This window comes from Bradyrhizobium sp. WBOS08 (assembly GCF_024585125.1).
Lineage (GTDB): Bacteria > Pseudomonadota > Alphaproteobacteria > Rhizobiales > Xanthobacteraceae > Bradyrhizobium > Bradyrhizobium japonicum_B.
In genome coordinates, this window is sequence record NZ_CP028988.1 from 4,919,797 (window position 1) to 4,945,367 (window position 25,571).

At 64.7% G+C, this 25,571-nt stretch carries 27 protein-coding genes; 20 read left to right on the forward strand and 7 right to left on the reverse strand.

Features of this window, described 5'->3' with window-relative positions:
* Positions 1-3 precede the first annotated feature (3 nt).
* From DCM80_RS23010 to DCM80_RS23055, 10 genes are all read left to right on the forward strand, one after another.
* The gene (locus tag DCM80_RS23010; RefSeq protein WP_257193827.1) at positions 4-972 is read left to right on the forward strand and encodes a tripartite tricarboxylate transporter substrate binding protein; all 969 of its coding nucleotides are present in this window, start codon (positions 4-6) and stop codon (positions 970-972) included.
* A complete protein-coding gene (locus DCM80_RS23015; protein WP_257193829.1) occupies positions 969-1,454 on the forward strand; it encodes a tripartite tricarboxylate transporter TctB family protein in 486 nt (161 codons plus the stop codon). The genes DCM80_RS23010 and DCM80_RS23015 overlap by 4 nt, the downstream gene beginning before the upstream one ends.
* Complete coding sequence (locus tag DCM80_RS23020) at positions 1,454-2,953, forward strand: tripartite tricarboxylate transporter permease (protein ID WP_257180887.1); 1,500 nt, start codon at positions 1,454-1,456, stop codon at positions 2,951-2,953. The genes DCM80_RS23015 and DCM80_RS23020 overlap by 1 nt, the downstream gene beginning before the upstream one ends.
* Before the next feature lie 115 nt (positions 2,954-3,068).
* Positions 3,069-4,871, forward strand: coding sequence for an adenine deaminase (locus DCM80_RS23025; RefSeq protein WP_257193830.1), 1,803 nt, complete (start codon positions 3,069-3,071; stop codon positions 4,869-4,871).
* A gap of 89 nt (positions 4,872-4,960) precedes the next feature.
* Entirely contained in the window at positions 4,961-5,227 is a 267-nt protein-coding gene (locus tag DCM80_RS23030; RefSeq protein ID WP_257193831.1) for a BrnT family toxin, read from the forward strand.
* Positions 5,199-5,555, forward strand: coding sequence for a DNA-binding transcriptional regulator (locus tag DCM80_RS23035; protein WP_257193832.1), 357 nt, complete (start codon positions 5,199-5,201; stop codon positions 5,553-5,555). Before DCM80_RS23030 ends, DCM80_RS23035 begins: the two co-directional genes overlap by 29 nt.
* Positions 5,556-5,734: 179 nt before the next feature.
* Positions 5,735-7,525 (forward strand): glyoxylate carboligase, encoded by a 1,791-nt coding sequence (gcl, locus tag DCM80_RS23040; RefSeq protein WP_257193833.1) that lies wholly within the window; start codon positions 5,735-5,737, stop codon positions 7,523-7,525.
* Positions 7,526-7,535: 10 nt separating this feature from the next.
* Complete coding sequence (hyi, locus tag DCM80_RS23045; protein WP_257193834.1) at positions 7,536-8,321, forward strand: hydroxypyruvate isomerase; 786 nt, start codon at positions 7,536-7,538, stop codon at positions 8,319-8,321.
* Between the two features lie 99 nt (positions 8,322-8,420).
* Positions 8,421-9,308: a 2-hydroxy-3-oxopropionate reductase gene (locus DCM80_RS23050; RefSeq protein WP_257193835.1), complete on the forward strand. Its 888-nt coding sequence runs from the start codon at positions 8,421-8,423 to the stop codon at positions 9,306-9,308.
* 113 nt (positions 9,309-9,421) lie between these two features.
* Positions 9,422-9,805, forward strand: coding sequence for a DUF1236 domain-containing protein (locus DCM80_RS23055; protein WP_257193836.1), 384 nt, complete (start codon positions 9,422-9,424; stop codon positions 9,803-9,805).
* A 44-nt stretch (positions 9,806-9,849) separates the two neighbouring features.
* On the opposite strand, the gene DCM80_RS23060 is transcribed toward DCM80_RS23055, so the two are convergent.
* From DCM80_RS23060 to DCM80_RS23070, 3 genes are all read right to left on the reverse strand, one after another.
* Positions 9,850-10,227, reverse strand: a complete 378-nt coding sequence (locus DCM80_RS23060) for a VanZ family protein (protein ID WP_257193837.1) — start codon at positions 10,225-10,227, stop codon at positions 9,850-9,852.
* A 77-nt stretch (positions 10,228-10,304) separates the two neighbouring features.
* Complete coding sequence (locus DCM80_RS23065) at positions 10,305-10,901, reverse strand: thiamine pyrophosphate-dependent enzyme (RefSeq protein WP_257193838.1); 597 nt, start codon at positions 10,899-10,901, stop codon at positions 10,305-10,307.
* A gap of 8 nt (positions 10,902-10,909) precedes the next feature.
* Positions 10,910-11,479: a thiamine pyrophosphate-binding protein gene (locus DCM80_RS23070; protein ID WP_257193839.1), complete on the reverse strand. Its 570-nt coding sequence runs from the start codon at positions 11,477-11,479 to the stop codon at positions 10,910-10,912.
* 258 nt (positions 11,480-11,737) lie between these two features.
* On the opposite strand from DCM80_RS23070, the gene DCM80_RS23075 reads away from it, so the two are divergent.
* Together DCM80_RS23075 and DCM80_RS23080 are read left to right on the forward strand one after the other, a co-directional pair.
* Positions 11,738-12,787, forward strand: a complete 1,050-nt coding sequence (locus DCM80_RS23075) for a hydroxyacid dehydrogenase (RefSeq protein WP_257193840.1) — start codon at positions 11,738-11,740, stop codon at positions 12,785-12,787.
* Positions 12,788-12,921: 134 nt separating this feature from the next.
* Positions 12,922-13,134, forward strand: coding sequence for a hypothetical protein (locus DCM80_RS23080; RefSeq protein WP_257177597.1), 213 nt, complete (start codon positions 12,922-12,924; stop codon positions 13,132-13,134).
* Positions 13,135-13,254: 120 nt separating this feature from the next.
* Here the strand turns inward: DCM80_RS23080 and DCM80_RS23085 are convergent, their stop codons facing one another.
* Positions 13,255-13,734: an Lrp/AsnC family transcriptional regulator gene (locus tag DCM80_RS23085; protein ID WP_257193841.1), complete on the reverse strand. Its 480-nt coding sequence runs from the start codon at positions 13,732-13,734 to the stop codon at positions 13,255-13,257.
* A 143-nt stretch (positions 13,735-13,877) separates the two neighbouring features.
* Between DCM80_RS23085 and ald the strand changes: the two genes are divergently transcribed.
* Complete coding sequence (ald, locus tag DCM80_RS23090; protein ID WP_257193842.1) at positions 13,878-14,993, forward strand: alanine dehydrogenase; 1,116 nt, start codon at positions 13,878-13,880, stop codon at positions 14,991-14,993.
* A 15-nt stretch (positions 14,994-15,008) separates the two neighbouring features.
* On the opposite strand, the gene DCM80_RS23095 is transcribed toward ald, so the two are convergent.
* The 3 genes from DCM80_RS23095 to DCM80_RS23105 are packed head-to-tail and all read right to left on the reverse strand — an operon-like array spanning position 15,009 to position 19,044.
* Positions 15,009-16,916: an NAD(P)/FAD-dependent oxidoreductase gene (locus DCM80_RS23095; RefSeq protein ID WP_257193843.1), complete on the reverse strand. Its 1,908-nt coding sequence runs from the start codon at positions 16,914-16,916 to the stop codon at positions 15,009-15,011.
* Positions 16,913-17,554 carry a TetR/AcrR family transcriptional regulator gene (locus tag DCM80_RS23100; RefSeq protein ID WP_257193844.1) on the reverse strand — a complete coding sequence of 214 codons (642 nt, stop codon included), beginning with the start codon at positions 17,552-17,554 and terminating at the stop codon, positions 16,913-16,915. The genes DCM80_RS23095 and DCM80_RS23100 overlap by 4 nt, the downstream gene beginning before the upstream one ends.
* Entirely contained in the window at positions 17,551-19,044 is a 1,494-nt protein-coding gene (locus DCM80_RS23105) for an AMP-binding protein (protein WP_257193845.1), read from the reverse strand. The genes DCM80_RS23100 and DCM80_RS23105 overlap by 4 nt, the downstream gene beginning before the upstream one ends.
* Before the next feature lie 170 nt (positions 19,045-19,214).
* Here DCM80_RS23105 and DCM80_RS23110 point away from each other — a divergent pair, with 170 nt between their 5' ends.
* The 7 genes from DCM80_RS23110 to DCM80_RS23140 all read left to right on the forward strand — a co-directional run bounded on the left by DCM80_RS23110 (position 19,215) and on the right by DCM80_RS23140 (position 25,503).
* Positions 19,215-20,474, forward strand: coding sequence for an ABC transporter substrate-binding protein (locus tag DCM80_RS23110; protein ID WP_257193846.1), 1,260 nt, complete (start codon positions 19,215-19,217; stop codon positions 20,472-20,474).
* Positions 20,475-20,564: 90 nt separating this feature from the next.
* The gene (locus tag DCM80_RS23115; protein ID WP_257193847.1) at positions 20,565-21,467 is read left to right on the forward strand and encodes a branched-chain amino acid ABC transporter permease; all 903 of its coding nucleotides are present in this window, start codon (positions 20,565-20,567) and stop codon (positions 21,465-21,467) included.
* Positions 21,464-22,483 carry a branched-chain amino acid ABC transporter permease gene (locus tag DCM80_RS23120; RefSeq protein ID WP_257193849.1) on the forward strand — a complete coding sequence of 340 codons (1,020 nt, stop codon included), beginning with the start codon at positions 21,464-21,466 and terminating at the stop codon, positions 22,481-22,483. The genes DCM80_RS23115 and DCM80_RS23120 overlap by 4 nt, the downstream gene beginning before the upstream one ends.
* Positions 22,484-22,485: 2 nt before the next feature.
* On the forward strand, positions 22,486-23,241 hold the full coding sequence (locus DCM80_RS23125) for an ABC transporter ATP-binding protein (RefSeq protein ID WP_257193850.1): 756 nt from the start codon (positions 22,486-22,488) through the stop codon (positions 23,239-23,241).
* Positions 23,238-23,951, forward strand: coding sequence for an ABC transporter ATP-binding protein (locus tag DCM80_RS23130; RefSeq protein ID WP_257193851.1), 714 nt, complete (start codon positions 23,238-23,240; stop codon positions 23,949-23,951). The genes DCM80_RS23125 and DCM80_RS23130 overlap by 4 nt, the downstream gene beginning before the upstream one ends.
* 163 nt (positions 23,952-24,114) lie before the next feature.
* A complete protein-coding gene (locus tag DCM80_RS23135; RefSeq protein WP_028135498.1) occupies positions 24,115-24,333 on the forward strand; it encodes a hypothetical protein in 219 nt (72 codons plus the stop codon).
* A 111-nt stretch (positions 24,334-24,444) separates the two neighbouring features.
* Positions 24,445-25,503: a YeiH family protein gene (locus tag DCM80_RS23140; protein ID WP_257193852.1), complete on the forward strand. Its 1,059-nt coding sequence runs from the start codon at positions 24,445-24,447 to the stop codon at positions 25,501-25,503.
* Positions 25,504-25,571 lie beyond the last annotated feature (68 nt).

Genomic DNA, 25,571 nt, shown 5'->3' on the forward strand with positions numbered 1-25,571 from the left:
CTCATGTTCCAATTTTCCGCGCGCCTTGCCGGCGCAGCCGTCGCGCTGACCCTTCTGGCAGCGACGCCATCCCTTGCCCAGCAGCTCGAGCTCAAGCTGATGGCGCCGGCGGCCCCGGGCGGCGGTTGGGACCAGACCGCGCGCTCGATGCAGCAGGCCCTGGTGGCCTCCGGTGTGGCGCGCAGCGTGCAGGTCACCAACGTTCCCGGGGCCGGCGGCAGCGTCGGCATCGCCCAGTTCGTCAACGGCGCCAAGGGCGACGGCAACCAGATGATGGTCAACGGCTTCGTCATGGTGGGCGCGCTCGCCATGAACAAGTCGCCGGTGACGCTGGAACAGGTGACGCCGATCGCGCGCCTCACCGAGGAGATCCAGGTGATTGTGGTGCCCGCGAACTCGCCGATCAAGACGGCGCAGGATCTCGCCGCCGCCGTGAAGGCCGACATCGCCAAGGTGACTTTTGCCGGCGGCTCGGCCGGCGGCGTCGACCATGTGATGGCGGCACTGTTCGCCGGCGCGGTCGGCGCGGACGCGAAGAAGATCAACTATATCCCGTTCTCCGGCGGCGGCGAGTCGCTCGCCGCGATCCTCGGCGGCAAGGTCACCGCGGGTATTTCGGGCCTCAGCGAATATGAAGGGCAGATCAAGTCCGGCAAGCTGCGCGCGATCGGCGTCACCTCGGAGAAGCGCATCCCGGGCAGCGATATCCCGACCTTCAGGGAGCAAGGCATCGACCTCGTGATCGCCAATTGGCGTTCGGTCGTCGCGCCTCCCGGCATCACGCCGGAGCAGCGCAAGACCTTGAGCGATGCGGTCGAGAAGATGGTGAAGTCGGATGCCTGGAAGGAAATCCTCAAGCAGAAGGGCTGGGATGATGCCTATCTCGGCGGCGATGCCTTCGCCGACTTCCTGAAGAAGGAAACCGTGCGGGTCACCGACGTTCTGAAGTCGGTCGGCCTGGTCAAATCATGACCTCGGGCGATCCTGCCCGGCCGCCGCGGCGCGTCGATCGCGCCGGTGTCGTCATCGCTGCGCTGCTCGCGGGTCTTGCCGCCGTGCTGGTCCTTGACGCGCGGGGCCTGTCATCCACCGCGATGTACGGCATGGGGCCGGAGGCGATGCCGGTCGTGGTCGCCAGCGGTCTTGGGCTGCTCGCGATCGGCAATTTGATCGACGCGCTGCGCGGCCATCTGCCCGCGCGCGAACGCGCCGATCCGGTTCCGGTGCTTCTGATCCTGATCGGTCTGGCGCTGCTGATCGCCATCATCGGCTTTGGCGGCGGCTTCATCCTGGCGACCTCGGCGCTGTTCGTGACGACATCGGCGGCGTTCGGGCGCCGCGCCATCCTCGTCGACAGCATCATCGCGCTGGTGATGTCGACGCTCATCTATCTCGCGTTCGACCGGCTGTTGACGCTGAGCCTGCCAGCCGGCCCGCTGGAGCGTTTGCTGTGATGGACACTTTTGCGGCGCTGGCTCACGGCATGGCGGTTGCCGTCCAGCCGATGAACCTGCTCTATGCGCTGATCGGCGTGTTCCTCGGCACCGCCGTCGGCGTGCTGCCCGGCATCGGCCCGGCGCTGACGGTGGCGCTGCTGCTGCCGGTCACCTACAAGCTCGATCCCGGCGGCTCGCTGATCATGTTCGCCGGCATCTATTACGGCGGCATGTATGGCGGCTCGACGACCGCGATCCTGATCAACACGCCCGGCGAGAGCGCCTCGATGGCGACCGCGCTCGAAGGCAACAAGATGGCCAAGGCCGGCCGCGGCGGGCCGGCGCTCGCGACCTCCGCGATCGGCTCCTTTGTGGCCGGAACCATCGCCACCATCGGTCTTGCCTTCCTCGCCCCCTGGCTGGTCGATTTCGCCGTGCGCTTCGGCCCCGAGGACTATTTCGCGCTGATGTGCGTCGCCTTCGTCACGGTGTCGGCGACCTTCGGCGATTCCCCGATCCGCGGGCTGACCAGCCTGTTCATCGGCCTGACGCTCGGCCTCGTCGGCATCGACAAGCTGACGGGTCAGGCGCGGCTCGCGTTCGGCGTGCCCGAGCTGCTCGACGGCGTCGAGGTGACGACGCTTGCGGTCGGCCTGTTCGCGGTGGGCGAGGCGCTCTATGTCGCCTCGCGCCGCCATCACAGCGAGGAGAAGCTGGAGCCGGTGCGTGGCTCGCTGTGGATGACAAAGGAAGACTGGAAACGCTCGTGGAAGCCCTGGCTGCGCGGCACCATGTTCGGTTTTCCGATCGGCGCGCTGCCCGCGGGTGGCGCGGAGATCCCGACCTTCCTGTCCTATTCGACCGAGAAGCGTCTCACCAAACATCCCGAAGAGTTCGGCAAGGGCGCGATCGAAGGCGTCGCGGGGCCGGAAGCCGCCAACAATGCCTCTGCTGCCGGCACGCTGGTGCCGTTGCTGACGCTGGGCCTGCCGACCTCGGCGACGGCCGCGATGATGCTGGCGGGCTTCCAGCAATACGGCCTCAACCCGGGGCCGCTGCTGTTTGCCGAACGGCCGGACCTGGTATGGGGCCTGATCGCCAGCCTGTTTATTGCCAATTGCATGCTGCTGGTGCTCAACTTGCCGCTGGTCGGCCTGTGGGTGCGGCTGCTCGCGATCCCGCAGCCCTGGCTCTATGCCGGCATCCTCGTATTCGCGACCATGGGCACTATCGCTGCAAAGCCGTCGGTGGTGGAATTGTCGATGCTATCAGGCTTCGGCGTGCTCGGCTTCCTGATGCGCCGGTTCGATTTCCCGATCGCGCCGGTCGTGGTCGGCCTGATCCTCGGCCCGATCGCCGAAAGCCAGCTGCGCCGCGCGCTCGCGATCAGCCTCGGCGATCCCATGACGCTGGTTCAGAGCCCGATCTCGGCGACGCTGCTTGCCGTGGCGTTGATCGCCCTGCTGGCGCCCTTCGTCTTGAAAGGGCTCGGCCGCTTCAAGGCGAACGAGGATTAGCGGAACTCGCAGTGGCAGGTGTGCCCGGTGCGTAAGGTGCCGCTTTATTTGAATTGCCCTTGCCGGCCTGCGGGGGCGATCATTGTTCGGCTGTCCAATCATGCGAGAAGTCCTCATGACCAAGCTGACTCGCTTCACCGTCGCGCCCCTGCACAGCATGACGCGCCGCCTGGCCGACGTCGCGTCTGAGCGCGTTGCGCCCGATCTCGTCATCACGGGCGGGCGGGTGCTCTCGACCTATTCCGAGCGGATCCATCCGGGCCGGGAGGTCTGGATCTCCGGCGGCCGCATCGCGGCGGTGAGGCCGATCGGTACAGCGAAGAAGGCGTGGAGCGGCGTCGCGACCTATGATGCCGCCGGCGGCATCGTCGCGCCGGGTCTGGTCGATCCGCACATACACATCGAATCCTCGATGGTGACGGCCTGCGCCTATGCCGAGGCCGCGCTGCTCAACGGCACCACCACGATCTTCTGCGACAGCCACGAGATCGGCAATGTGATGGACGTCGCCGGCGTCGAGGCGATGCTGCAGGACGCGCGCCAGGCGCCGCTCTCGATTTTTTTGACGGTGCCTTCGACGGTTCCTGCGACATCGGCTGAACTCGAGACGGCTGGCGGTGATCTCACGCCGGACAAGATCGCGGGTCTGTTCGATCGCTGGCCCGAAGCCGTAGCGCTCGGCGAGAAGATGGACTTCGTGCCGGTGACGATGGGCGACGAGCGCAGCCACGCGATCCTCGCGACCGCCCTGAAGCGTGGACGTCCGGTGTCCGGCCACGTCTACGGGCGCGAATTCGTGGCGGCTTATGCTGCGAGTGGCGTCACCGACACGCATGAGGCGATCGACCGCGACATCGCCGACGATCTGCTCGATGCCGGCGTCTGGGTATTCCTGCGCGGCGGACCGCCGACGACGCCCTGGCATTCGCTGCCGCAGGCGATCCGGACCATCACCGAGCTTGGGGCCTCGCACAAGCGCACGGCGGTGTGCACCGACGACCGCGATGCCGACGATCTCATGCTGTTCGGTCTCGACTGGGTGGTGCGCGAAGCCGTGAAGGCGGGGATGTCGCCGGAGCAGGCCTGGTCGATGGGCTCGCTGCATGGTGCGACGCGCTTCGGCATGGATGGCGACATCGGCGGGCTCGGCGGCGGCCGCCGCGCCGATCTCGTGCTGATGGATGATCAGCTGAAGCCGCAATGCACCTGGTATGGCGGCGAGCTCGTGGTCGAGCATGGCAAGATCACGTCACGTCTCGATCAGGCGTTGTCGCAGCGCTATCGATATCCCGACGCGGCTTACGCGACCGTGAAGCTCCCGGAGAAGGTTAAGCTGACGCCGGAACTCCCGGCAGAGGCGTGTACGGTCAACGCCATCAAGACCGCGCTGCCCGGCATTACGCTGATCCATGATAAGGTTAGGATCGAGCCTGCAAAGGACTGGCCGTCGCTATTTGCCCGCTACGGCCTGTGCTTCGTCGCCGTGGTCGAGCGCCACGGAAAATCGGCCGGCAATGTCGCCCACGGCCTCCTGAAGGATTTCGGCCTCAAGCGCGGCGCGGTCGCCTCCAGCGTCGGGCACGACAGCCACAACATCATCGTCGCCGGTACCAACGAGCCCGACATGCAGGTCGCGATTGCCGCCATCAAGGCGCAGCAGGGCGGCGTTTGCGTCGTTGCCGACGGCGAGGTGAGAGCACTGGTTCCGCTGCCGATCGCGGGACTCCTATCCGACAAGCGCGTCACGGAAGTGGCCGAAGAGGTCAAGGTCTTGAAGAAGGAATGGGCGGAGGCCGGCTGCACCATCCCCTACATGGGCTTCAATTTGATTCCCCTATCGGTCATTCCGGAAATTCGCATCACCGACAAGGGTCTCGTGCTGGTGCCGCAGATGGAGCTGGCGCCGCTGTTCGAGTAGGTCGATCTGGCGAGATTACTGCGCCGGGGCCGTTGCCCGCCCCTTGCATTGACTACTGATTATCAGTACATTGGTGCTGGGGCCGTACCATGGAATTCGAATGGGACAACGCAAAGGAAGGCGCTAACCGAAAGAAGCATGGGATAGACTTCCAGACCGCGGCGAAGGTGTTCCTGGATCCTTTCGCCATCGAGTTCGACGATCTCGATACCGCCGGCGAGTTGCGCGTTAACATGATCGGGCTCGTCGATGGCCGGATGCTCTTCGTCACCTACACGATGCGAGGCGAGACCGTCCGCATCATCTCCGCGAGAGGAGCAGAGCCGCATGAAAAGAGAAAACATCACGAAACTTAGGCTTGATCCGAAGAAGCCGCCAAAGTCGGATTGGCGCGCCTTCGATGCCATGAGCGAAGAGGAGCGTCATCGCGCCGCCGTTTCGGACCCTGACGCGAAGCCTGCCACCGATGCTCAGCTTGCACGTGCGAGCCGTGTCCCGAGTGTGCGTGCGCTGCGTCAGAAGCTCAATCTGACGCAGGAAGAATTCGCTGCGCGCTTTCACCTACCGCTTGGCACGGTACGAGATTGGGAGCAGGGCGCGCATCGCCCCGATAAGGCTGCGCAGGTGTTGTTGACGGTGATTGCACGGGACCCGGACGCGGTGGCGCGGGCGCTTGAAGGTTAGTTGGTGTTGTCGGCCCGGTTCATAGGGCGACGTTTCAGGGAATTACCGATCTAACCGTTTGAGCCCGCCGCGTTTTTTCCACGGCTGCCGCATCGTGGAAAATAAAATCGATCTCGTTGAGATCGGCTTCCGCGCAACCGATGATCTCGCTCGCTGACTTGAACCAAGCGAGGTCCGATATGGCGAAGATGCGAGCCGTCGATGCAGCCGTGCGAATTCTGGAGAGAGAGGGCATCTCGACCGCCTTCGGAGTTCCCGGAGCCGCGATCAATCCGCTGTACTCGGCGCTGAAGAAGCGCGGCTCGATCCACCATATCCTGGCACGACACGTCGAGGGCGCTTCGCATATGGCGGAGGGCTATACCCGCGCCAAGGCCGGCAATATCGGCGTCTGCATCGGAACCTCGGGGCCGGCGGGCACCGACATGATCACCGGGCTTTACTCCGCGATTGCCGATTCCATCCCGATCCTCTGCATCACCGGACAGGCGCCGCGGGCGCGGCTCTACAAGGAGGACTTCCAGGCGGTCGACATCGAGTCGATCGCAAAACCCGTGACCAAATGGGCGGTGACGGTGCGCGAGCCGGCGCTGGTGCCACGGGTGTTCAGCCAGGCGTTTCATGTGATGCGCTCAGGCAGGCCGGGGCCGGTGCTGATCGACATGCCGCTCGACGTGCAACTCGCCGAGATCGAATTCGACGACGAGACCTATGAGCCGCTGCCGGTCTACAAGCCCATTGCCACGCGCAAGCAGGTCGAGAAGGCGCTGGAGATGCTCAACGCCGCCGAACGGCCGCTGATCGTCGCGGGCGGCGGCATCATCAATGCCGACGCGTCGGACCTGCTGGTGGAATTCGCCGAGATCGCTAACGTGCCCGTGGTGCCGACGTTGATGGGGTGGGGCGCGATCCCCGACGATCACGTGCTGATGGCCGGTATGGTCGGGCTTCAGACCAGCCACCGCTACGGCAACGCCACCATGCTGGAATCCGACTTCGTGCTCGGCATCGGCAACCGCTGGGCCAATCGCCACACCGGCTCGGTCGAGACCTACACCAAGGGCCGCAAATTCGTACATGTCGACATCGAGCCGACGCAGATCGGGCGCGTGTTCAATCCCGATCTCGGCATCGTCTCGGACGCGAAGGCCGCGCTCGAGCTGTTTGTCACCGTCGCCAGGGAGTGGCGGCGGGCGGGCAGGCTCCGCGAGCGCCAGGCGTGGCCCGCTTCCTGCCGCGATCGCAAGAAGACCATGCTGCGCAAGAGTCATTTCGACAACGTGCCGATCAAGCCGCAGCGCGTCTACGAGGAGATGACCAAGGCTTTTGGTCGTGACACCTGCTACGTCACCGTGATCGGCCTGTCGCAGATCGCCGGCGCGCAATTCCTCGGCGTCTATCGCCCGCGCAACTGGATCAATGCGGGACAGGCCGGGCCGCTCGGCTGGACCTTGCCTGCCGCGCTCGGCGTGCGCGCGGCCTGTCCGGATCGCGACATCGTCGCACTGTCAGGCGACTACGACTTCCAGTTCCTGATCGAGGAGCTCGCGGTCGGGGCGCAGTTCAATTTGCCCTACATCCACGTCGTCGTGAACAATTCCTATCTCGGCCTGATCCGGCAGGCCCAGCGCGGCTTCGAGATGGACTATCACGTCCAGCTCTCCTTCGAGAACATCAACGCGCCCGAGATCGGCGTCTACGGCGTCGACCATGTCGCGGTCGCCGAAGGCCTCGGCTGCAAGGCGATCCGCGTCACCGATCCGAAGGACGCACAGGTCGCGTTCGCGATCGCGCGCGAACTGATGGCCAAGCACCGCGTGCCCGTGGTGGTCGAGTTCATCCTCGAACGCGTCACCAACATCGCCATGGGCACCGAGATCGACAACATCGTCGAGTTCGAGGAGGTGCTGGACCTGCCGCTCGATGAGGTCGGGACCGTCAGGCCCGGCGTGCTGCAGCCGGCGGAATAGGAAGAGCATCATGCCGAAATTCGCCGCGAACCTCACCATGCTGTTCAACGAGATGCCGTTCCTCGACCGCTTCGCAGCGGCGAAGGCGGCGGGCTTCTCCGGGGTCGAATATCTCTTCCCCTACGATTTCGACAAGGCGCAGCTGCGCGAGCAGCTCGAAGCCCATGGCCTGACGCAGGTGCTGCATAATCTGCCGGCCGGAAACTGGGCAAGCGGCGAGCGCGGCATCGCGATCCTGCCCGATCGCACCGCCGAGTTCCGTGACGGCGTGTTTCGCGCCATCGACTATGCTAGGGCGCTCGACTGCGAGCAGCTCAACTGCCTCGTGGGGATCGCGCCTGTCGATGCTGATCCGCGCGAGCTGAACGAGACGCTGGTCGGAAATCTGCGCTTTGCCGCCTCGACGCTGGCCCGCGAGAACATCAAGCTGCTGGTCGAGCCGATCAACACGATCGACATTCCCGGCTTCTTCCTCAACGGCACCGAGCAGGCGATGCAGCTGATCTCGGAGGTGCGGTCGAACAACCTCTTCCTCCAGTACGACATCTACCACATGCAGATCATGGAGGGCGATCTCGCCCGCACCATGCAGGAATATCTGCCGGAGATCGCCCATATCCAGCTTGCCGACAATCCCGGCCGGCACGAGCCGGGCACCGGAGAGATCAACTATCCCTTCCTGTTCCGCCATCTCGACGCGATCGGCTATCGCGGCTGGATCGGCTGCGAATACAAGCCGCGCACCACGACGCTGGAAGGCCTGTCGTGGCACGCCGCGCAGACGTTCGAGACGTAAGCGCGGCCACAACGACCGTGCGCCCTCTCTCCCGCGAGCGGGAGAGGTGCACCGAGCTCGCGGATGAATTTTGCTCCTCCAACTGTGAGACATCAGGCCATGATCGACATCGGCTTCATCGGACTTGGCACCATGGGACGGCCGATGGCCGGCCATCTCCTGGCGGCGGGCCATCGCGTGCTCCTGCATGACGTCGCCCCCGTTGCGCCGGAGCTGATCGCGGCCGGCGGCATTCCCTGCAAATCCGGCAAGGAGGTCGCGGAGGCGGCGGATGCGGTGATCATCATGGTGCCCGACACCCCGCATGTGGAGGCCGTGCTGTTCGGCCAGGACGGGGTCGCCAGCGGGATCTCCAAGGGCAAGATCGTGGTCGATATGAGCTCGATCTCGCCGCTGGCGACGAAGGAGTTCGCGAAGAAGATCGAGGCGCTCGGTGCCGACTATCTCGACGCGCCGGTGTCGGGCGGGGAGGTCGGGGCCAAGGCAGCGAGCCTCACCATCATGGTCGGCGGCCCGGAGCGGGCTTTCGTCACCATGAAGCCGATCTTCGACAAGCTGGGCAGAAACGTCACCCGCGTCGGCGGCAACGGCGACGGGCAGACCACGAAGGTCGCCAACCAGATCATCGTCGCGCTGACGATCGGGGCAGTGAGCGAGGCGCTGTTGTTTGCGTCGAAAGCCGGCGCCGATCCGGCGCTGGTGCGGCAGGCGCTGATGGGCGGCTTTGCCTCCTCACGGATTCTCGAAGTGCACGGCGAACGGATGGTGAAGCGCAATTTCGATCCCGGCTTCCGCATCGAGCTGCACCAGAAGGATCTCAATCTCGCGCTCGAAGGCGCGCGCTCGCTTGGCCTGTCGCTGCCGAGCACGGCGGTGGCGCAGCAATTGTTCTCGGCCTGCGCCGCCCATGGCGGCAAGGGCTGGGATCATTCGGCGATGGTGCGGGCGCTGGAACTGATGGCGGGCCACGAGATCGCCGCGGCTTGAACTGTTACGCCGTAACAGTCTCCAGATCTGGCGTCTCTTTCGCCGCAGGGAACTGGAACAACGGTCCGGCCCCGCGGTTGAAGGCGCATAGCAATCACTGGAGGCTCAAGAACATGAAGACCCGTTTTGCGATTACGTTGGCCGCCGCTTCGTTGCTGGTGTCGAGCGCGGCCTTTGCCCAGTCGACGACCGAACAAGGCGCCAGGGACGGCGCGCGTGCAGGTGGCGAAATCGGCGGACCGATCGGCGCAATGGTTGGCGGCACAGTCGGTGCAGCCGTTGGTGCCGGCCTGGAAATTCCGAACGCGGTGCTGGGCGGAATCCCGCGCAACGATTCCGTGGTGATCCAGGAGCGCGTCGTGGTCGGGGAGCCGTTGCCGCCGACCGTGGTGCTTCGTCCCGTGCCGAACTACACCGAGTACCGCTATGCCGTCGTGAACGACCGCCGCGTGATCGTCGAGCCGCGCACGCGCCGCGTCGTCAAGATCATCGACTGATCGGCGACAGTCCTATGGGTTGAAAGAATGGGCCCTGCGGAGCGTCACTCCGCGGGGCCTTCGCTTGTCGCGACGGGCCTTGCGCGAAAGCGCGTGAGCAGCCACTCGACCGCGGCCGCGAGCGCAAAGCCGATGCAGGCAGTGAGCGCGTCGACCATGAAATCCGCCAGCCGGGCGTGGCGGCCGGGTGCCCAAAATTGCATCAGCTCGAGCACGGCGATCAGGACCACGGCGGCCGCCGCGATCAGCAGGCGCCGGCGCCGATAGGCGAGGCCGAAGGCCAGCCCGACCAGGATGAATGCGAGTGCATGTTCGCCGTCTTGGCCGAGGTCGGAATGAGGACGTAGGCCGGGGGGACCGAGTGTGGCGAAAGTTACGGCGGCTGCGAGCAGCCAGGCAAATGAACGTACCAAAATGGACATTCGCTCCGCTTAGCACACATGGCAGCGGGCCGGTAACCTTCCGTCCATCAGATCGCCGTGTAGTTAATGACCAAACGTTAAAGTGGCTCGCGCACGCCGAGCCCGTGCATGAAGCGTTCCCGGATCTGCACGGGATCACGCCTCGTGGTTCCGACCCCGGGCTTGTCGTCGATCCGGACGGCGATCAGGTGTGGCTCGGCGGCGGACATCGCCGCGTCGAGCAGCCGCTCGAAATCCTCCTCGTCCGCCGCCCAGGCGCTGTTGGCAAGGCCGGAGCCGATGGCGATGGCCACGATGTCGGCGACGCCTGCCGCGGGTGTCGGCTGCGCGCCGGTGATCTGGTAGATGCCGTTGTCCATCACGACCATGACGAGGTTCTTCGGCTTCAATGTCGCGATGGTCGAGAGCGCGCCGAGCTGCATCAAGAGCGAGCCGTCGCCTTCGAGTGCGAAGACGCGCCGATCCGGCTGCGCCAGGGCCACGCCCAGCGCGATCGGGAAGGCGAGCCCCATGCTGCCCAGCATGTAGAAATTCTGCGGACGGTGGCCGGCGGCCCAGAGGTCGAAATTGGTGTTGCCGATGCCGCCGATCACGGCTTCCTCGCGCTCGAGCTTTGCGATCAGCCGCGAGGTCACGTCGAAGCGGCTCATGACCTTCGTGTTGCGCGTGTTCATGGTGGCGCTCACTTGTCGAAAACCTTGCCGCCGGTGAGCAGCGGGTTGAGGATCAGCGCCACCGGCGCCTGCGTGGTGACGGCCTGCTTGATCGAGCGGTCGGCGATGAATTCGAGTTCGTCGAGCCGGGTGATGGTGTGATGCTCGAGCGCCAATGAATCCAGCACCGGGCGCATGGTACGGCAGACCAGCGATTGCCCGTAATTGAACTCGCCGAGCGTGCCGCGTTCGGACACGAACATGATCAGGGGGATCTGGTAGGGCACCGCGAGCGAGGCCAGCACGTTGGCGAGCGTCGCAAAGCCGGAGGTCTGCATCAGCACCGCGCCGCGCCGGCCGCCCATCCAGGCGCCCGAAACGATCCCGACCGCCTCTTCTTCGCGCGCGGTGGCAAAGGTGATGAAGAACGGATCGGCGTGCAGGTTCTTGATCAACGGAGTCAGCACGCGGTCGGGCACGTAAGGGACGAGGCTGATCTCGTTTCGTTTCAGGGTTTGCAGGACGATGCCGTGCCAGCTCCCGTCGCTGGCCCCCTGTGCCGCCTGAGGAGGCGAAGTCTGCTGTTCCGCAATCGCCATGGCGATCTCCCTCGCGCCGCGCCTGCTTCTTGGTCTTTGCCATCGCCATTGCGTTGGCCGTCGCGGCAGTCTGCCGAACTTGACGGAGCGGGCGGGATTGTCAACATGTCCGGGCCGGCACCGTGATCTGCGCCAGACCGCCTGCCGTGGCCGGCACCGCCGTGTCATAAGCGGCGACGATTGGAAAATGGGGGGAGGCAGGGACGGGCGCATCGCGCTGACCTTGCGCAGTCCTTTGAGAGAGCCGGAAGGGTCCTGATGTCCGTCAACAACAAGCGTGTCTTCTACGTCAAATACCTGGCCAATCCGATCTATGTCGACATCCTGAAGGCACGGTCCGACGTCCGGCTCGACCGCATCGAGAACGAGAGTCCCGAAGACTTTTACGCGCCGATCCTGAGCGCGGCGCATGTCTACCAGATCGGCGCCGCCCGCGACGAGCTCGCCCCGCATTTCCATGTCGATGCCGCCTTCCTGAAGCGCACCCCGAACCTGCTGCTCGTCTCCAGCAACGGCGCGGGCTTCGATCCGGTCGATGTCGAGGCCTGCACCGATGCGGGGGTGCTGGTCGTCAATCAGTCCGGCGGCAATGCCCATTCGGTCGCCGAGCACGCGCTGGCGATGATGCTGACGCTGTCCAAACGCATCATCCAGTCGGATCGCCGCCTGCGCCGCGAGCGCGACGTCAACCGCAACGAGCTCGTCGGCAACGAGGTCGAGCACAAGACCGTAGGCATCATCGGCCTCGGCAATGTCGGCCGCCGCATCGCCGCACTTTGCAAGGGCCTGCTCGGCATGAAGGTGCTGGCCTACGACCCCTATCTCTCGGCCGAGGTGATGGCCGAGCGGGGTGGGGAAAAAGTCGAGCTCGACGAGCTATTGCGCCGCGCCGATTTCGTCTCGATTTCCTGTCCGCTCGACAAGGGCAGCCGCAACATGATCAGTACGCGCGAGTTTGCGCTGATGCAGCCGCATGCCTACTTCATCACCACGGCGCGCGGCTTCATCCACGACGAGGATGCGCTGCTCCAGGCGCTGCGCGACAAGCGCATCGCCGGTGCCGGTCTCGACGTCTGGTCCAAGGAGCCCCCGCCGCCGGAGCATCCGCTGCTCCAGTTCGATAACGTGCTGGCAAGCCCCCATACCGCGGGCGTGACGGTCGAGGCGCGCCGGAACATGGGCCGGATCGCGGCCGAGCAGGTGCTGGACACGGTCGACGGCAAGCGCCCGCCGCGCATCATCAATCCCGAGGTCTGGCCGCGCTATGCGGAGCGCTTCAAGCAGGCTTTCGGCGTGACGCCGGGATAGGGACAGCCACATTGCCGTTCCGGGAGGCAGCGCGGCGGGGACTCGCCGCCCGACATTGATCCGCGTCAAAATCTCCTTTTCCGGCCCGGCCTAAATGGGACTAGAGTGTGCTGTCGGGGCAGCAGGGAGGTCCCATGTCAACCTATGTCGTCAAGTTCATGAAGAACGTGCTCGGTGAGTACGGCCGGCAGAGCGAGGTTTGCCAGGGCACGCTGGAGATCGACGCCGCCGACGAGAACGAGGCCAGGGAGCAGGCGAAAGCGAAATTCTGCAAGGATCAGGCACTGCATCACTGGTCGCTGCATGCCGACCGCATCCATGTGAAGCCGGCCGACTTTCCGTCGTAAGGCTCGCTGCCTCCGGCGCGGCTCAGGCATGATCCGGAAAACTGCGCAGCGGTTTTCCGGAAGATCATGCTTAAGCAACAACTAGAGCGCGATGACGATTTATCCCGATCGTATCGCGTTTTAGCGTTTCGCCTCGCCGAACACCACCATCGGCACCGCGCGGTTGACGATCTCGCGCAGCGCGAAGCTCGATTGCACGCGCGCAACGCGCGGCAACCGGGACAGCTCGGTCCGGTGAATGCGCTCGAAATCCTGGATGTCGCGGGCCAGCACGATGAGGATGTAATCGTCGGTGCCCGACATCAGGAAGCAGCGCACGACGGAGGGGCATTTCACCACCTCTGCCTCGAAGGCCTTCAGCGCATCGTCGCTCTGGCTCTCCAGCGCGATGCGAACCAGCACAGTCGTGGTGAGGCCGAACTGGCCGAGGTCGAGCGTGGCCTGGTAGGCCTGGATGTAGCCGTCGTCCTCGAGAGTCTTCTGTCGCCGTGCGAGCGCCGTGCTCGACAGGCCGATCTTGCTGGCAAGCTCGGCATGGCTGGCGCGCGCATTGGTCGTGAGTTCCGCGAGGATCGCGAGGTCTTTCCGGTCGAGGGCCAAGGTTTCGTTTCCAGCGTGAAAGAGCATTTCGGCGCCGGAAACCGGCGCGGACGCGTGGAAACTAGCGGATATTTGCACGAAACCAAACCGGCCCCATCGCTACGATGATGATCGGAATCGATCCGTTGGCGAAGGAGCTCAAGATGCGCGTCGGTGTTCCCAAGGAGATCAAGGCGCAGGAATATCGCGTCGGGCTCACCCCGGGCGCGGTCCGTGAATATGTCGCGGCCGGTCATCAGGTCGCGGTCGAGACCGGGGCCGGCGCCGGCATCGGCGCATCCGACGAGGTGTATCGGCGGGCAGGGGCCGATATCGCCGACAGCGCCCGCGACGTCTTAGCCAAGTCCGAGATGATCGTGAAGGTGAAGGAGCCGCAGAAAAGCGAGTGGGCCCAGCTCCGGGAAGGCCAGATTCTGTTTACTTATCTTCATCTTGCGCCGGATCCGGAGCAGGCCAAGGGCCTGCTTGCCTCGGGCTGCACTGCGATCGCCTATGAAACCGTCACGGACGCGAGCGGTCACCTCCCGCTGCTTGCGCCGATGAGCGAAGTCGCCGGCCGCCTCGCCATCGAGGCCGCCGGCGCCGCGCTCAAGCGATCGGCCGGCGGCCGCGGCCTGCTGCTCGGCGGCGTGCCCGGCGTGCAGCCGGCGCGCGTCGTCGTGCTCGGCGGCGGTGTGGTTGGCACGCAGGCGGCGCGCATGGCCGCGGGTCTCGGCGCCGAAGTCACCGTGATCGACCGCTCGATCCCGCGCTTGCGCGAACTCGACGATCTCTTTGCCGGACGCGTGCGCACCCGCTTCTCGACCATCGAGTCGGTCGAGGAGGAGGTGTTCGCCGCCGACGTCGTGATCGGCGCGGTGCTGGTGCCGGGCGCCAGCGCGCCGAAGCTGGTCACACGCGCGATGCTGACATCGATGCGGCCCGGCGCCGTGCTGGTCGATGTCGCAATCGACCAGGGCGGCTGCTTCGAGACGTCGCATCCGACCACCCATAGCGATCCGACCTATGAGGTGGACGGCGTCGTGCACTATTGCGTCGCCAACATGCCGGGCGCAGTGCCGGTGACGTCGAGCCAGGCCCTGAACAACGCGACGTTGCCGTTCGGCCTGATGCTGGCCGATAAGGGTTTTGCCGTGGTGCTGGAGAACCCGCATCTGCGCAACGGCCTGAACGTGCATCGCGGGCGGATCACCAACAAGGCGGTGGCGGAAAGCCTCGGGCTGGATTTCGCTCCGGTGGAGAGCGGGCTGGCGGCGTAGAGAACAATTGCGGCCTTACCCTGTCGTCAGCCTGTACTGCCGCAGATCCGGATCGTGGGTCATGCGCCAATAATCGACGAACCGCCATGGCATTGCCGAGAACACGCGGCCGCTCGCATTGCGGTAATAGGTGCTCATGCCCGGATGCGTCCAGATCATCGCCTCGTGCTCGGCGTCGACCTTGCGGACATAATCGTCGAGCACGTCCTGGCGGACGTCGATCGCAGCGACGTCCTGCTCGATCATGTCGACCAGGCAGGCCGAGATGTAGCGGCTCTGGCACTCCGACTGGAAGATCACGCTGCCGCCATGGGCGGGGCCGGAATTGGGGCCGAGCATGCAGAAGAAGTTCGGAAAGCCGGGCACGGTGAGGCCGAGGAAAGCGGTCGGATTGTCGTTGGCCCAGGCCTGCCGCAAATCCTTGCCGTCGCGGCCGCTGATGTTGAGACGGGCCGCCATTTCCGTCACTTTGAAGCCGGTCGCTACCACGATGATGTCGGCGGGACGGTGCTTGCCGTCTGCGGTGACGATGCCCGTCTCGTCGAAACGATCGATCGCATCGGTGACCAGCTCGACATCGTCCCGCCGCAAGGTCTTGAACCAATTGTTGTCGAGCAGGATGCGCTTGCCGTAGGGCGGATAGGTCGGCACGCATTTCTCGATCAGGTCGGGCCGGCCCTGTAGCTCCGACATGATGAAGTCCGTCAGTTCCTGGCGGTGCCGGTCGTTGCCTTTGTTGACGGCGCGCTCGGGATGCGGCCATGCCGGATCCTTGCGCAGGAAAGGCAACAGGCCGTCGCCGTAGCGCCAGAACATGTTGAAGCGGTACCACTGCACATAGAACGGCAGATGCGCCAGCAGCCAGCGTGCGCCCTCGCTGATCGGATCGGCATAGCCCTTCACCGGCCGCGCCCATTGCGCGCTGCGCTGGTAGACCGTGACCGAGGCGACGCGGCCTGCGATCGACGGCACCAGCTGCATCGACGTCGCACCGGTGCCGATCACGGCGACATGCTTGCCGTCAAGCTTGATCTCATCTGACCACAGCGCCGAGTGCAGGATCGTCCCCCTGAAGTCCTCTTCGCCCTTGAAGCGGGCGCGGGAGGGGTCATTGAGCTGGCCGATCGCGCTGACCAGCGCGGTGGATTCGAACGCCTCTTCGCCGTCCTTGGTTCTCAGCGTCGAGATCCAGCGCCGCTTGCCTTCGTCCCAGCGCGACGAGGTCAGCTCGGTGTTGACGCGCAGATGCTTGCGGATGCCGTATTCGTCCGCGACCTTCTGGAGGTAGCCAAGCAATTCCTCGCGCTGGCAGAAGTAGCGGGTCCATGCATTGCCGGAGCCGAACGAGTAGGAATAGGAATGGTTCGGTGTGTCGACGCCGCAGCCGGGATAGCGGTTGATCCACCAGGTGCCGCCAAGCTCGGCGTTCTTCTCGACGATGGTGTAGGGGATGCCGAGATGGCCGAGTGCGACGCCAAGCGCAATGGCGCAGACGCCGGCGCCGACAATCAGCACATGCTGCCCGGCGAGCTTGTCGCTCGAGGGCTGCTTGCTCCAGCGCGCCTCGCGTGAGACAAATCCCATCTCCTCGCGCATCAGGGGAGCGTATTCTGGCGCGACGTTCTCGCCGAGACAGGCGCGCATCATCCTCAGCAGCAGCTCCTCGCCGGGATCGGCGATGACTGGCTTGGGCCTGCCATTTGCGAACAGCTCGACCACCGCGGCGCGGATTTCGTCCTGGATCTCCGGCGGCACGCCGGCCTCGGGGTCGGGGATGAGGCGGATATCGCGTTTGGGCAGGTACGGCGGGGCGAGCCATTTATCTTCGCCGGTCATGTGCACCAGCACCATCAGCAGGCAGCGGATGTCGCCTTCTGCGATGGTCGAAGCAAGGTCGAGCCTGTGCGGAGAGTCGATGTTCATGGCGTGTCCTGGTCTTCGGATGGACTGAAGAGGCCGCGCGTCATCAGCTTGCGATAGGCGGATATGACGTGGTCGGGAACCGCGGTGACGCCGCCGGCCGAATAGGAGTAGCGGCGGCTGAGATAGCCGCGTGCGCCCATCAGCATGTGGACGATCGCCTCGAATTCTTCATCGCTGTAATGCTCGATCGCGCCGGCAAGACGGGCCCGTCGCAGGATGCGGACATAGGCGACCGAGATGTTGTCGAGATGCTTCTGATAGCCGATCGGCGCGAAGAACTCGGCCTCGTTGAGGATGCGCAGGAATTCCGGCACCTCGCGGATGAAATCGAAGAAGGCGGCAAAGCGCTCGATCTCCTGCCGCGCCGCGTGCGCGTTGCCGGTGCGGGCGCGGATGAACTGGACCATGTCGAGGCCGATCTTCGGCAGCAACTGGTCGAGCAGCTCCTGTCGGTTCCCGAAATGATTGTAGAAGGTGCCTTGCGCGACGCCGGCTTGTTCCGTGATACGGGCGACGGAGGCCTCGGCATAACCGTGCTTGCCGACGACCTTGGTGGCGGCGTCAAAGATCTTCTGCTTGGTCCAGGCGTTGCGCTCGACGCGGTTGAGCCTTGTCACCTTGGCATTGGCTTGCGTCATTCAGACGTCTCCAGCTCGGCGCGCAGCACGCGCTTGAGAACCTTTCCAGATGGGTTGCGCGGCAGGCTGTCGCGGAAGATCAGCTGTTTGGGCACTTTGAAGCTCGCCAGCCGAGTACGGCAGTGCGCGGTGAGGGCAGGGAGCTCGAGGCGCGCCCCTTCGGCGAGCACGACGACAGCGACGGGGCGCTCGCCCCAGCGGGCGTCGGAGAGGCCAATCACCGCGACTTCGCGCACCTCAGGCAGATCGTAGATGACGCGTTCGACCTCGGAGGAGGCGATGTTCTCGCCGCCCGAGATGATCATGTCCTTCTTGCGGTCGGTCAGGTACAGGAAGCCCTCGTCGTCGAGATAGCCGACATCGCCGCTGCGGAACCAGTCGCCGAAGAAGGCGGACGCCGTCTTCTCGGGATCCTTCCAGTAGCCGCGCGTGATCTTGGGTCCCCGCAGGCAGATCTCGCCATCGACGTTCGGCGGCAAGGTATTGCCGTTCTCGTCGCGAATCTCGATTTCGACATGAGCGATGGCTCGCCCGGTCGAGCCGATCTTCTCGATCTCGCGGCCCGTTTCCATGATGGTGTCGCCGCCGACGGTCTCGGTCAGGCCGTAGGCATCGATGTAGCGCGCATTGCGGAAATATTCGGAGAAGGCGCGGATCCGCACTTCCGGCGTCTTCTCGCCGCCGCCGATCGCCCATTGCAGGCTGGAGACATCATAACGGTCCCGCGTCGGGCAGGTGAGCATCGCCGTGGTCATCACGGGGGCGAACCAGGCGGCGGTGAGCTTGTCCTCTGCGATCGCCGCAAGCGCCGTCTCCGGCTCGAAGCTGCGCTCGATATGCATGAAGCCGCCATGCCAGAGCACGGCAATGCCGGGCAAATCGAGCGCGCCGACGTGATAGAGCGGACCGACAACGAGCAGGCGCGTCTCGGCACTGAGGCCTAGTGCGACAGTCTGGTCGGCCGACTTCCAGTAGAAATTATCGTAAGTGAGCATCACCCCCTTGGGGCGATCGGTCGTGCCGGAGGTGTACATCAGCCGCATCAGGTCCGATGGCCGACGGACGTGCATCGGTGCGGGCGGGGTGTCGCCAGCCAGATGCGTGATGCTCTGCTGCGCGATCTCGTTCAGCACGACCGTCTTGGCGCCTGCTGCATTCGCGGCCAATTCCTCGTCGACGATCAGAAGCCGCGCGCCGGAATTGCCGGCGATGTAGCCGACCTCGTCGCGGGAAAGACGGAAATTGATCGGCAGGAACACCGCGCCGAAATGGCTGGTCGCAAACACAAGCTCCAGGAATGCCGCGCTGTTCTTCATCAGCACGGCGACGACATCGCCCGCGCCAACGCCCTGTGTCGCCAACCAGCCGGCGGCCTTGCGGACCCGGGCGTCGAAGGCCGCGTAGGAGATCTCCTCGCCACGATATTTCAGCGCAGGTCGGTCGGGCGCGCGGCGGGCATGAAAGGCGATGAAGCTTGACAGGTTGATCATTGCGCTTGTTTTGAGCCGGTTGGCGGCCTCATTTCCTCCCTCGATGAATTCTGACTCGTAATTCATCTTTGGCTTGACGTCACCCCCCACCCTCTGAAATCCTCGGAAATACGGAGACGACACGATCTCCGACAGGGACAGGAACGCCGACCCGCAAGAGGGAGGGGAAAATGAAGAGAACCCGCACGCCGGGCATCAGCCGCCGTTCAACATTGGCGCTGATGGGCGCCGGTGCGATGACTTTCGCCGCGCCGTGGGTGGCACGTGCCCAAGCCAAGACCGTCAAGATCGGAATGCCGACGATCCTGTCGGGCCGCGTGGCGCAGCTCGGCACGTCCTCGCGCAATGCGGTGATGCTCGAGGTGGAGAAGGTCAATGCTGCCGGCGGCCTCGCCGGCCGTCAAATCGAGATGGTGATCCGCGACTCCAAGGGCCAGCCGCAGGAAGCCGCGCGCGTCGCACGCGAGCTCGTCAACACCGACGGCTGCGAGCTGCTGCTCGACGGTGAGGCGTCGTCCGGATCGTTCGCGGTGCACGAGGTCGCACGCGATCTCGGCGTGCTCTGCATCCACACTTGCTCGGAAGCATCCTCGCTCACGGCCGATCCGAAGCAGCACATCCCCAACGCGTTCCGTTGCGTGCGTCAGGGCATCCACGATTCCATCGTCGGCGGCAGCTACGCCGCTGGAATCGCGAAGACCAAGGGCTTGAAGAAATGGGCGACCTGCTCGCCCGACTATGCCTATGGCCGCGACACCACCGGCGAGTTCACGCTGTACCTGAAGCGCTTCGCTCCCGATGTCGAGGTCATCAGCGAGTCCTGGCCAAAGCTGTTCCAGCCCGACTACACCGAGGTGGTGACGAAGATCCTGCAAGCCAAGCCGCAGGCGCTGTATTCCTGCCTGTGGGGCGGCGATCTCACCTCCTACATCGACCAGGCCAACATCTACGCGATGTTCAGCCAGATGGAGGTGTTCGCGGTCAACATGGCCGACTACACCGCACTCACGGTGGTGAAGAACCTGCCGAAGGGCATTCACTCCGGCAATCGCTACATCAAGACGTTCCCGACCACGCCGGAGAACGCCGCCTGGGGCGATGCCTACAAGGCCAAGTACAACGAATATCCGACCAACTGGTCGTGGCAGAACGCGACCGCGGTGATGTTCCTGGCCGAAGCCGCCAAGAAGGCGAACTCGGCCGACGGCAAGAAGATCGCGGAGGTGCTGAAGGGCCTCACCATCAAGTGCCCGTTCGGTGCCGACGGGACCGTGACGATGCGCGGCGACGACCACACCTTGGTCGGCTACGCCATCGGCTGGGGTACCACGATCCCGCAGGAGCCTTATGTGCCCGAGGTCAAGGCCGGCGACTGGAAGACCATCTTCGAGCTCGAGGCGGAGTGGAAGAAGAGCAAGGGCTACACCTGATGTGATGCGCGGCGGAGGCGGGCGACCGCCTCAGCCGCTTTCGTTTGGTCCTCCGCGCCGTCCCAGGCGCGCGACAATGAAAGTGCTTCCGTGGATCTCGATGCCCTTGCCGGCTGCCTTGCCAGCTCCGCCTGCCTGGTGACGCAGACCACCAGCGGCCTCATTATCGGCATGCTGCTGTTCCTGGTCGCGGTCGGACTGACCCTGATCTTCGGCGTCCTGAAGGTGGTCAATTTCAGCCACGGCGCCTTCTATATGTTCGGCGCCTATTTCGCGATGACCGCCTATCAGCTCACCGGCAGTTTTGCACTTGCGATGCTGGCGGGGGCGGCCGGTACCGCGGCTCTCGGCCTGATCTTCGAGCGCGTCTTCATGAGCCGCGTTTATGGCGCGGACGTCTTGATGCAGCTGCTGGTCTGCTATGCCTTCGTGCTGATCTTCGACGATGTGGTACGCATCATCTGGGGACCCGAATTCAAGTCGATGGGCATGCCCGCCGCATTCCAGGTGATGCCGCTGTTCATCGCCGGCGGCGTGGTGCCGCCCTATTATCTGCTGCTGATTGGTGTCGCGCTCGTCGCCGCGATCGTGCTCGGCCTCGGGCTCGCGCGCAGCCGCATCGGCAAGGTGATCCGCGCCGCCGCGCATAATCCGGGCATGGTCTCCGCGCTCGGCATCAATACCGGCCTGATCTATGGCGGCGTATTCGCGCTCGGCGGCATGCTGGCGGGCCTTGCGGGCGCGCTGGCCGCGCCAGTGCGCTCACTGACCCCCGGCATGGGATTCTCGGTGCTGATCGAATCCTTCATCGTCACCGTGATCGGCGGCATGGGCTCGATCCTGGGCGCGCTGATCGGCGCGCTGTTGCTCGGCCTCATCAGGTCGTTCGGCTCGCTCGGCTTTCCCCTGTTCACCGAGGGCCTGATGTATCTGTTCATGGTGATCGTACTGGTCTCGAAACCCACCGGCCTGTTCGGCAAGGAGGCGGCATGACCGAGCTCGAGGCCGGACGCGCCGAGAGTTCGGTGCCCGTACGCGGCGGCGTCGCGCTTGGGCGCTATCGCGACATCCTGATCGCGCTGATCGCCTTCGCGGTGCTGGCAAGCCTTCCGCTGGTCACGGGCAGCAAGGCGCTGCTTGATTTCGTCATCCGCTGCTCGGCTTACGGCCTGTTCGCGACTTCGCTCAATCTCTTGGTCGGCTACACCGGATTAACCTCGTTCGGTCATGGCATGTTCTTCGGCCTTGGCGCCTACGGCTTCGGCCTGATCATGCAGAAGATCGCCGTGCCCATTCCGGTCGCCTTCATCGCGACGCTAGCGATCACCGCAATGGTTGCCGCGATCATCGGCGCGATTTGCGTGCGGCTGAAGGAGATCTATTTCGCCTTCGTCACGCTCGCCTTCCAGATGCTGATCCACTCGACCATATTGTCCTGGGCTTCGTTCACTGGCGGCGATCAGGGCCTGCGCGGCGGCATTCCTCGGCCGGTTTTCCTCGGCGTGGATCTGTCCAATCATGTTCATCTCTATGTCACGAGCTGCGCGCTGCTCATCCTCGGCCTGCTTGCGATGCGCCAGATCGCGCAATCGCCGTTCGGCTACACGCTGCGTATGATCCGCGACAACGCCGCGCGCGCGAGTTTCCTCGGCATCGACGTCTGGCGCGCCAAGCTCACCGTGTTCGTGCTGGCCGCACTGTTCGCCGCGATGGGCGGCATGGTGATGGCGCTGTTCGTCTCCGGCGCCTATCCGGAATTCGCCTATTGGACGATCTCGGGGGAGGGCATCTTCATCAATATGCTCGGCGGCGTCTCGACGTTCCTCGGTCCGATGGTCGGCACCGTGTTGCTGCTCCTGCTCAACGACACCGTGACGCGGTTCACCGAGTATCACGGCATCGTGCTCGGCGTGGTTATCCTGTTCTTCGCGCTGGGCCTGCGCAAAGGCCTGCTCGATTTCGTCGCCGAATGGCTTTGGGATCGGCGCGATGCAGGCAAGGGGCGCTAGCCATGCTCGAGATCCGCAACCTCGCAAAATCCTTCGGTGGCGTGAAGGCGACGAACGACGTCTCGCTCGATTTCCCCGACGGCTCGCTCACGGCGGTGATCGGCCCGAACGGCGCCGGCAAGAGTACCTTCTTCAACCTGATCACCGGCGCCTTGAAGCCGGATTCCGGCCAGGTTTTGCTCGACGGCGTCGAACTTGCCGGCCGTTCACCGCCCGAGATCGTGCGGCACGGCATCGGCCGCGCCTTCCAGGTCGCGAGCATCTTCAAGTCGCTGACGGTAGAGGAAACCATGCTCGCCGCCGTCAGTGCCGACCAGCGCACTTCCGTGGTGCTGCACAAGCGCTTTCCCTTGCCTGAGACGCGAGACCGTGCCGAGCATGTGATGGAGCTGCTGGGGTTGGCGAGCAAGCGTCATCGCACGGCGGCGACGCTGTCGCATGGCGATCAGAAGCTGCTTGATATCGCGCTGGCGCTCGTGCTCGAGCCAAAGGTGCTTCTGCTCGACGAGCCGACTGCCGGCATGGGGCCGGAAGAGCGCTGGCGCATGATCGACAAGGTGCGCGAGCTCTGGGAGAGCCAGAAGATCACGGTCGTCTTCATCGAGCACGACATGGACATCGTGTTCAAGATCGCCCCAAAAATTGTCGTGCTCTGCTACGGCCGCATCCTGGCGACCGGCACGCCTGACGAGATCCGCAACAACAGCGCCGTGATCGACGCTTATCTCGGCACCGAGCACGCGGGAGCGGCTGCATGAGTGCCGTCGTCATCGAAGTCGCCGATCTCGACGTCTATTATGGCACCAGCCAGATCCTGTTCGGCGTTGGCCTCTCGGTGCGGCAGGGTGAGACCATGGCGCTGCTCGGCCGCAACGGCGCTGGCAAATCCACCACCATGAAAGCGATCATGGGTCTTGCACCGCCGCGGCGAGGCCGAGTGAGCCTGCGCGGCGCGGTGATTTCCGGCCGGAGGCCGCACTATATCGCGCGCGCCGGCCTCGGCTTCGTGCCGGAGGATCGGCAGATCTTTCCGGAGCACAGTGTCGAGGACAATCTCGTCATCGGTCGCAAGAAGGGGCCGGAAGGCCAGGACGAATGGCCGATCAAGCGCATCTACAACGTCTTCCCGCTGCTGGAGCCGCTGCGCCATCGCATCGCCGGACGCCTGTCGGGCGGCGAGCAGCAGATGCTGGCGATCGCACGCACGCTAATGGGAAACCCGGCGCTGTTGCTGTTGGACGAGCCGAGCGAGGGGCTCGCGCCGATTATCGTGCAGCGGATCGGCGAGCTGTTGCGTCAGCTGCGAAGCATCGGATCGACCGTGTTGATCGCCGAGCAGAACATGCATTTTTGCCTCGGCCTTGCGAGCCACGCCACGGTCATCGACAAGGGGCAGATCGTCTATGCCGCCGGAATCGACGAGCTGAAGGCCAACGATGCCATCCGGCGGCGTTATCTGGCCCTGTAAGTCGCGCGCCGGTGCCTAAGTAGGCCGGGAGAAGAAAACCATTGTCCGGAGCCTGCTTGACGGAAGGAGTTTTTCCCCTGCGCGACAAAAACGCCATTCGCTTCCATTGCCGTTTGGACGGGAAACGACGACATTCCCACCAGGAATTGATGGATCGGCAGCTATGGAACGCACTGGATTTGAGCCCTTCGGCGAGCAGCTGGTGTCCGCGACGGACACTCAGCCGCGGTCGCGTGCGTCAAAGATGCTGTTGCGGGTCGGCACTGGTCTGTTCTGGTCGCTGGTCGCCGGCATCGTGCTGGCGCGTGCGGCTTTCTTCGAGCCGGGCATCTATGACGGCTTCAGCCGGGTCGCCTCGCTGGCCAAGAGCTTGATCTTCTGACTCAGACCATTCCGGTCTGAGGACAGGACTTCCCTCGGCCCTGATATGTCGAAAACTTATTCCCCATCGAGCTGACGCTGCGTATAAATATTTCTCCTCGGGGAGAGATTTGTGTCGCAGAATCAAGCATCCAGTCCGGCCGATGCCAAGCCGGCCACCGCCGCAAGCCGTATCGCGGCGCTGATCCCGGGTATCCTCCTCTGCGTCGCTGTCGCCGGTGTCTCGGCCCTGCTGGAGCGGGCGGAACTGGGCTTTTTCGAGCATCCCTATGTCGAAGCGCTGGTGATGGCGATTCTGCTCGGCATGGCCCTTCGCAGCTTCTGGAAGCCTGCGCCGCGCTGGCAGGCCGGCATCGCCTTCAGCGCCAAACAGCTGCTCGAAGTCGCGGTGATGCTGCTGGGCGCCTCCATCAGCTTCGCCGCCATCGCCGCCTCCGGCATCGCGCTGCTGGCCTCGATCGCCGCGGTCGTCGTGGTCGCGCTCTGCGCCACCTTCGGCCTCAGCCGGCTGCTCGGCCTGTCGACGCGGCTGTCGATCCTGATCGCCTGCGGCAACTCGATTTGCGGCAATTCGGCGATCGCGGCGGTGGCGCCGATCATCGGTGCCAACAACGACGAGATCGCGTCCTCGATCTCCTTCACCGCCATCCTCGGCGTGATGATGGTACTCGGACTTCCGCTGCTGATCCCGCTGCTGCAATTGTCGGCGACGCAATACGGTATCCTCGCGGGCCTCACCGTCTATGCGGTGCCGCAGGTGCTGGCGGCGACGGTCCCGGCCGGCCTCGTCTCGACGCAGATCGGCACGCTGGTGAAGCTGATGCGCGTCTTGATGCTCGGACCGGTGGTCGTCGGCCTGTCGCTGGTCGCCTCGCGCTGGCAGAACGACGCCAAGAAGACCAACGTCGGCTTCTTCCGCCTGGTCCCCTGGTTCATCCTCGGCTTCCTCGCGCTCGCGACGCTGCGCTCCCTCGAGATCGTTCCGCCCACTGTGGTCGGCCCGGTGACGAAGATCACGGGCTTTCTCACCGTGGTGTCGATGGCCGCGCTCGGTCTCGGCGTCGACGTGCGCGTGCTCGCCAATGTCGGGGGACGGGTGACCGCAGCCGTGACGCTGTCGCTGCTGCTGCTGCTCGGCATCAGCATCGCGCTGGTGCATTGGTTCAAATGATCAGGGCAGAACTGCCGTAGGGTGGGCAAAGGCGCGAAGCGCCGTGCCCACGATCTCTCCAGTATGGC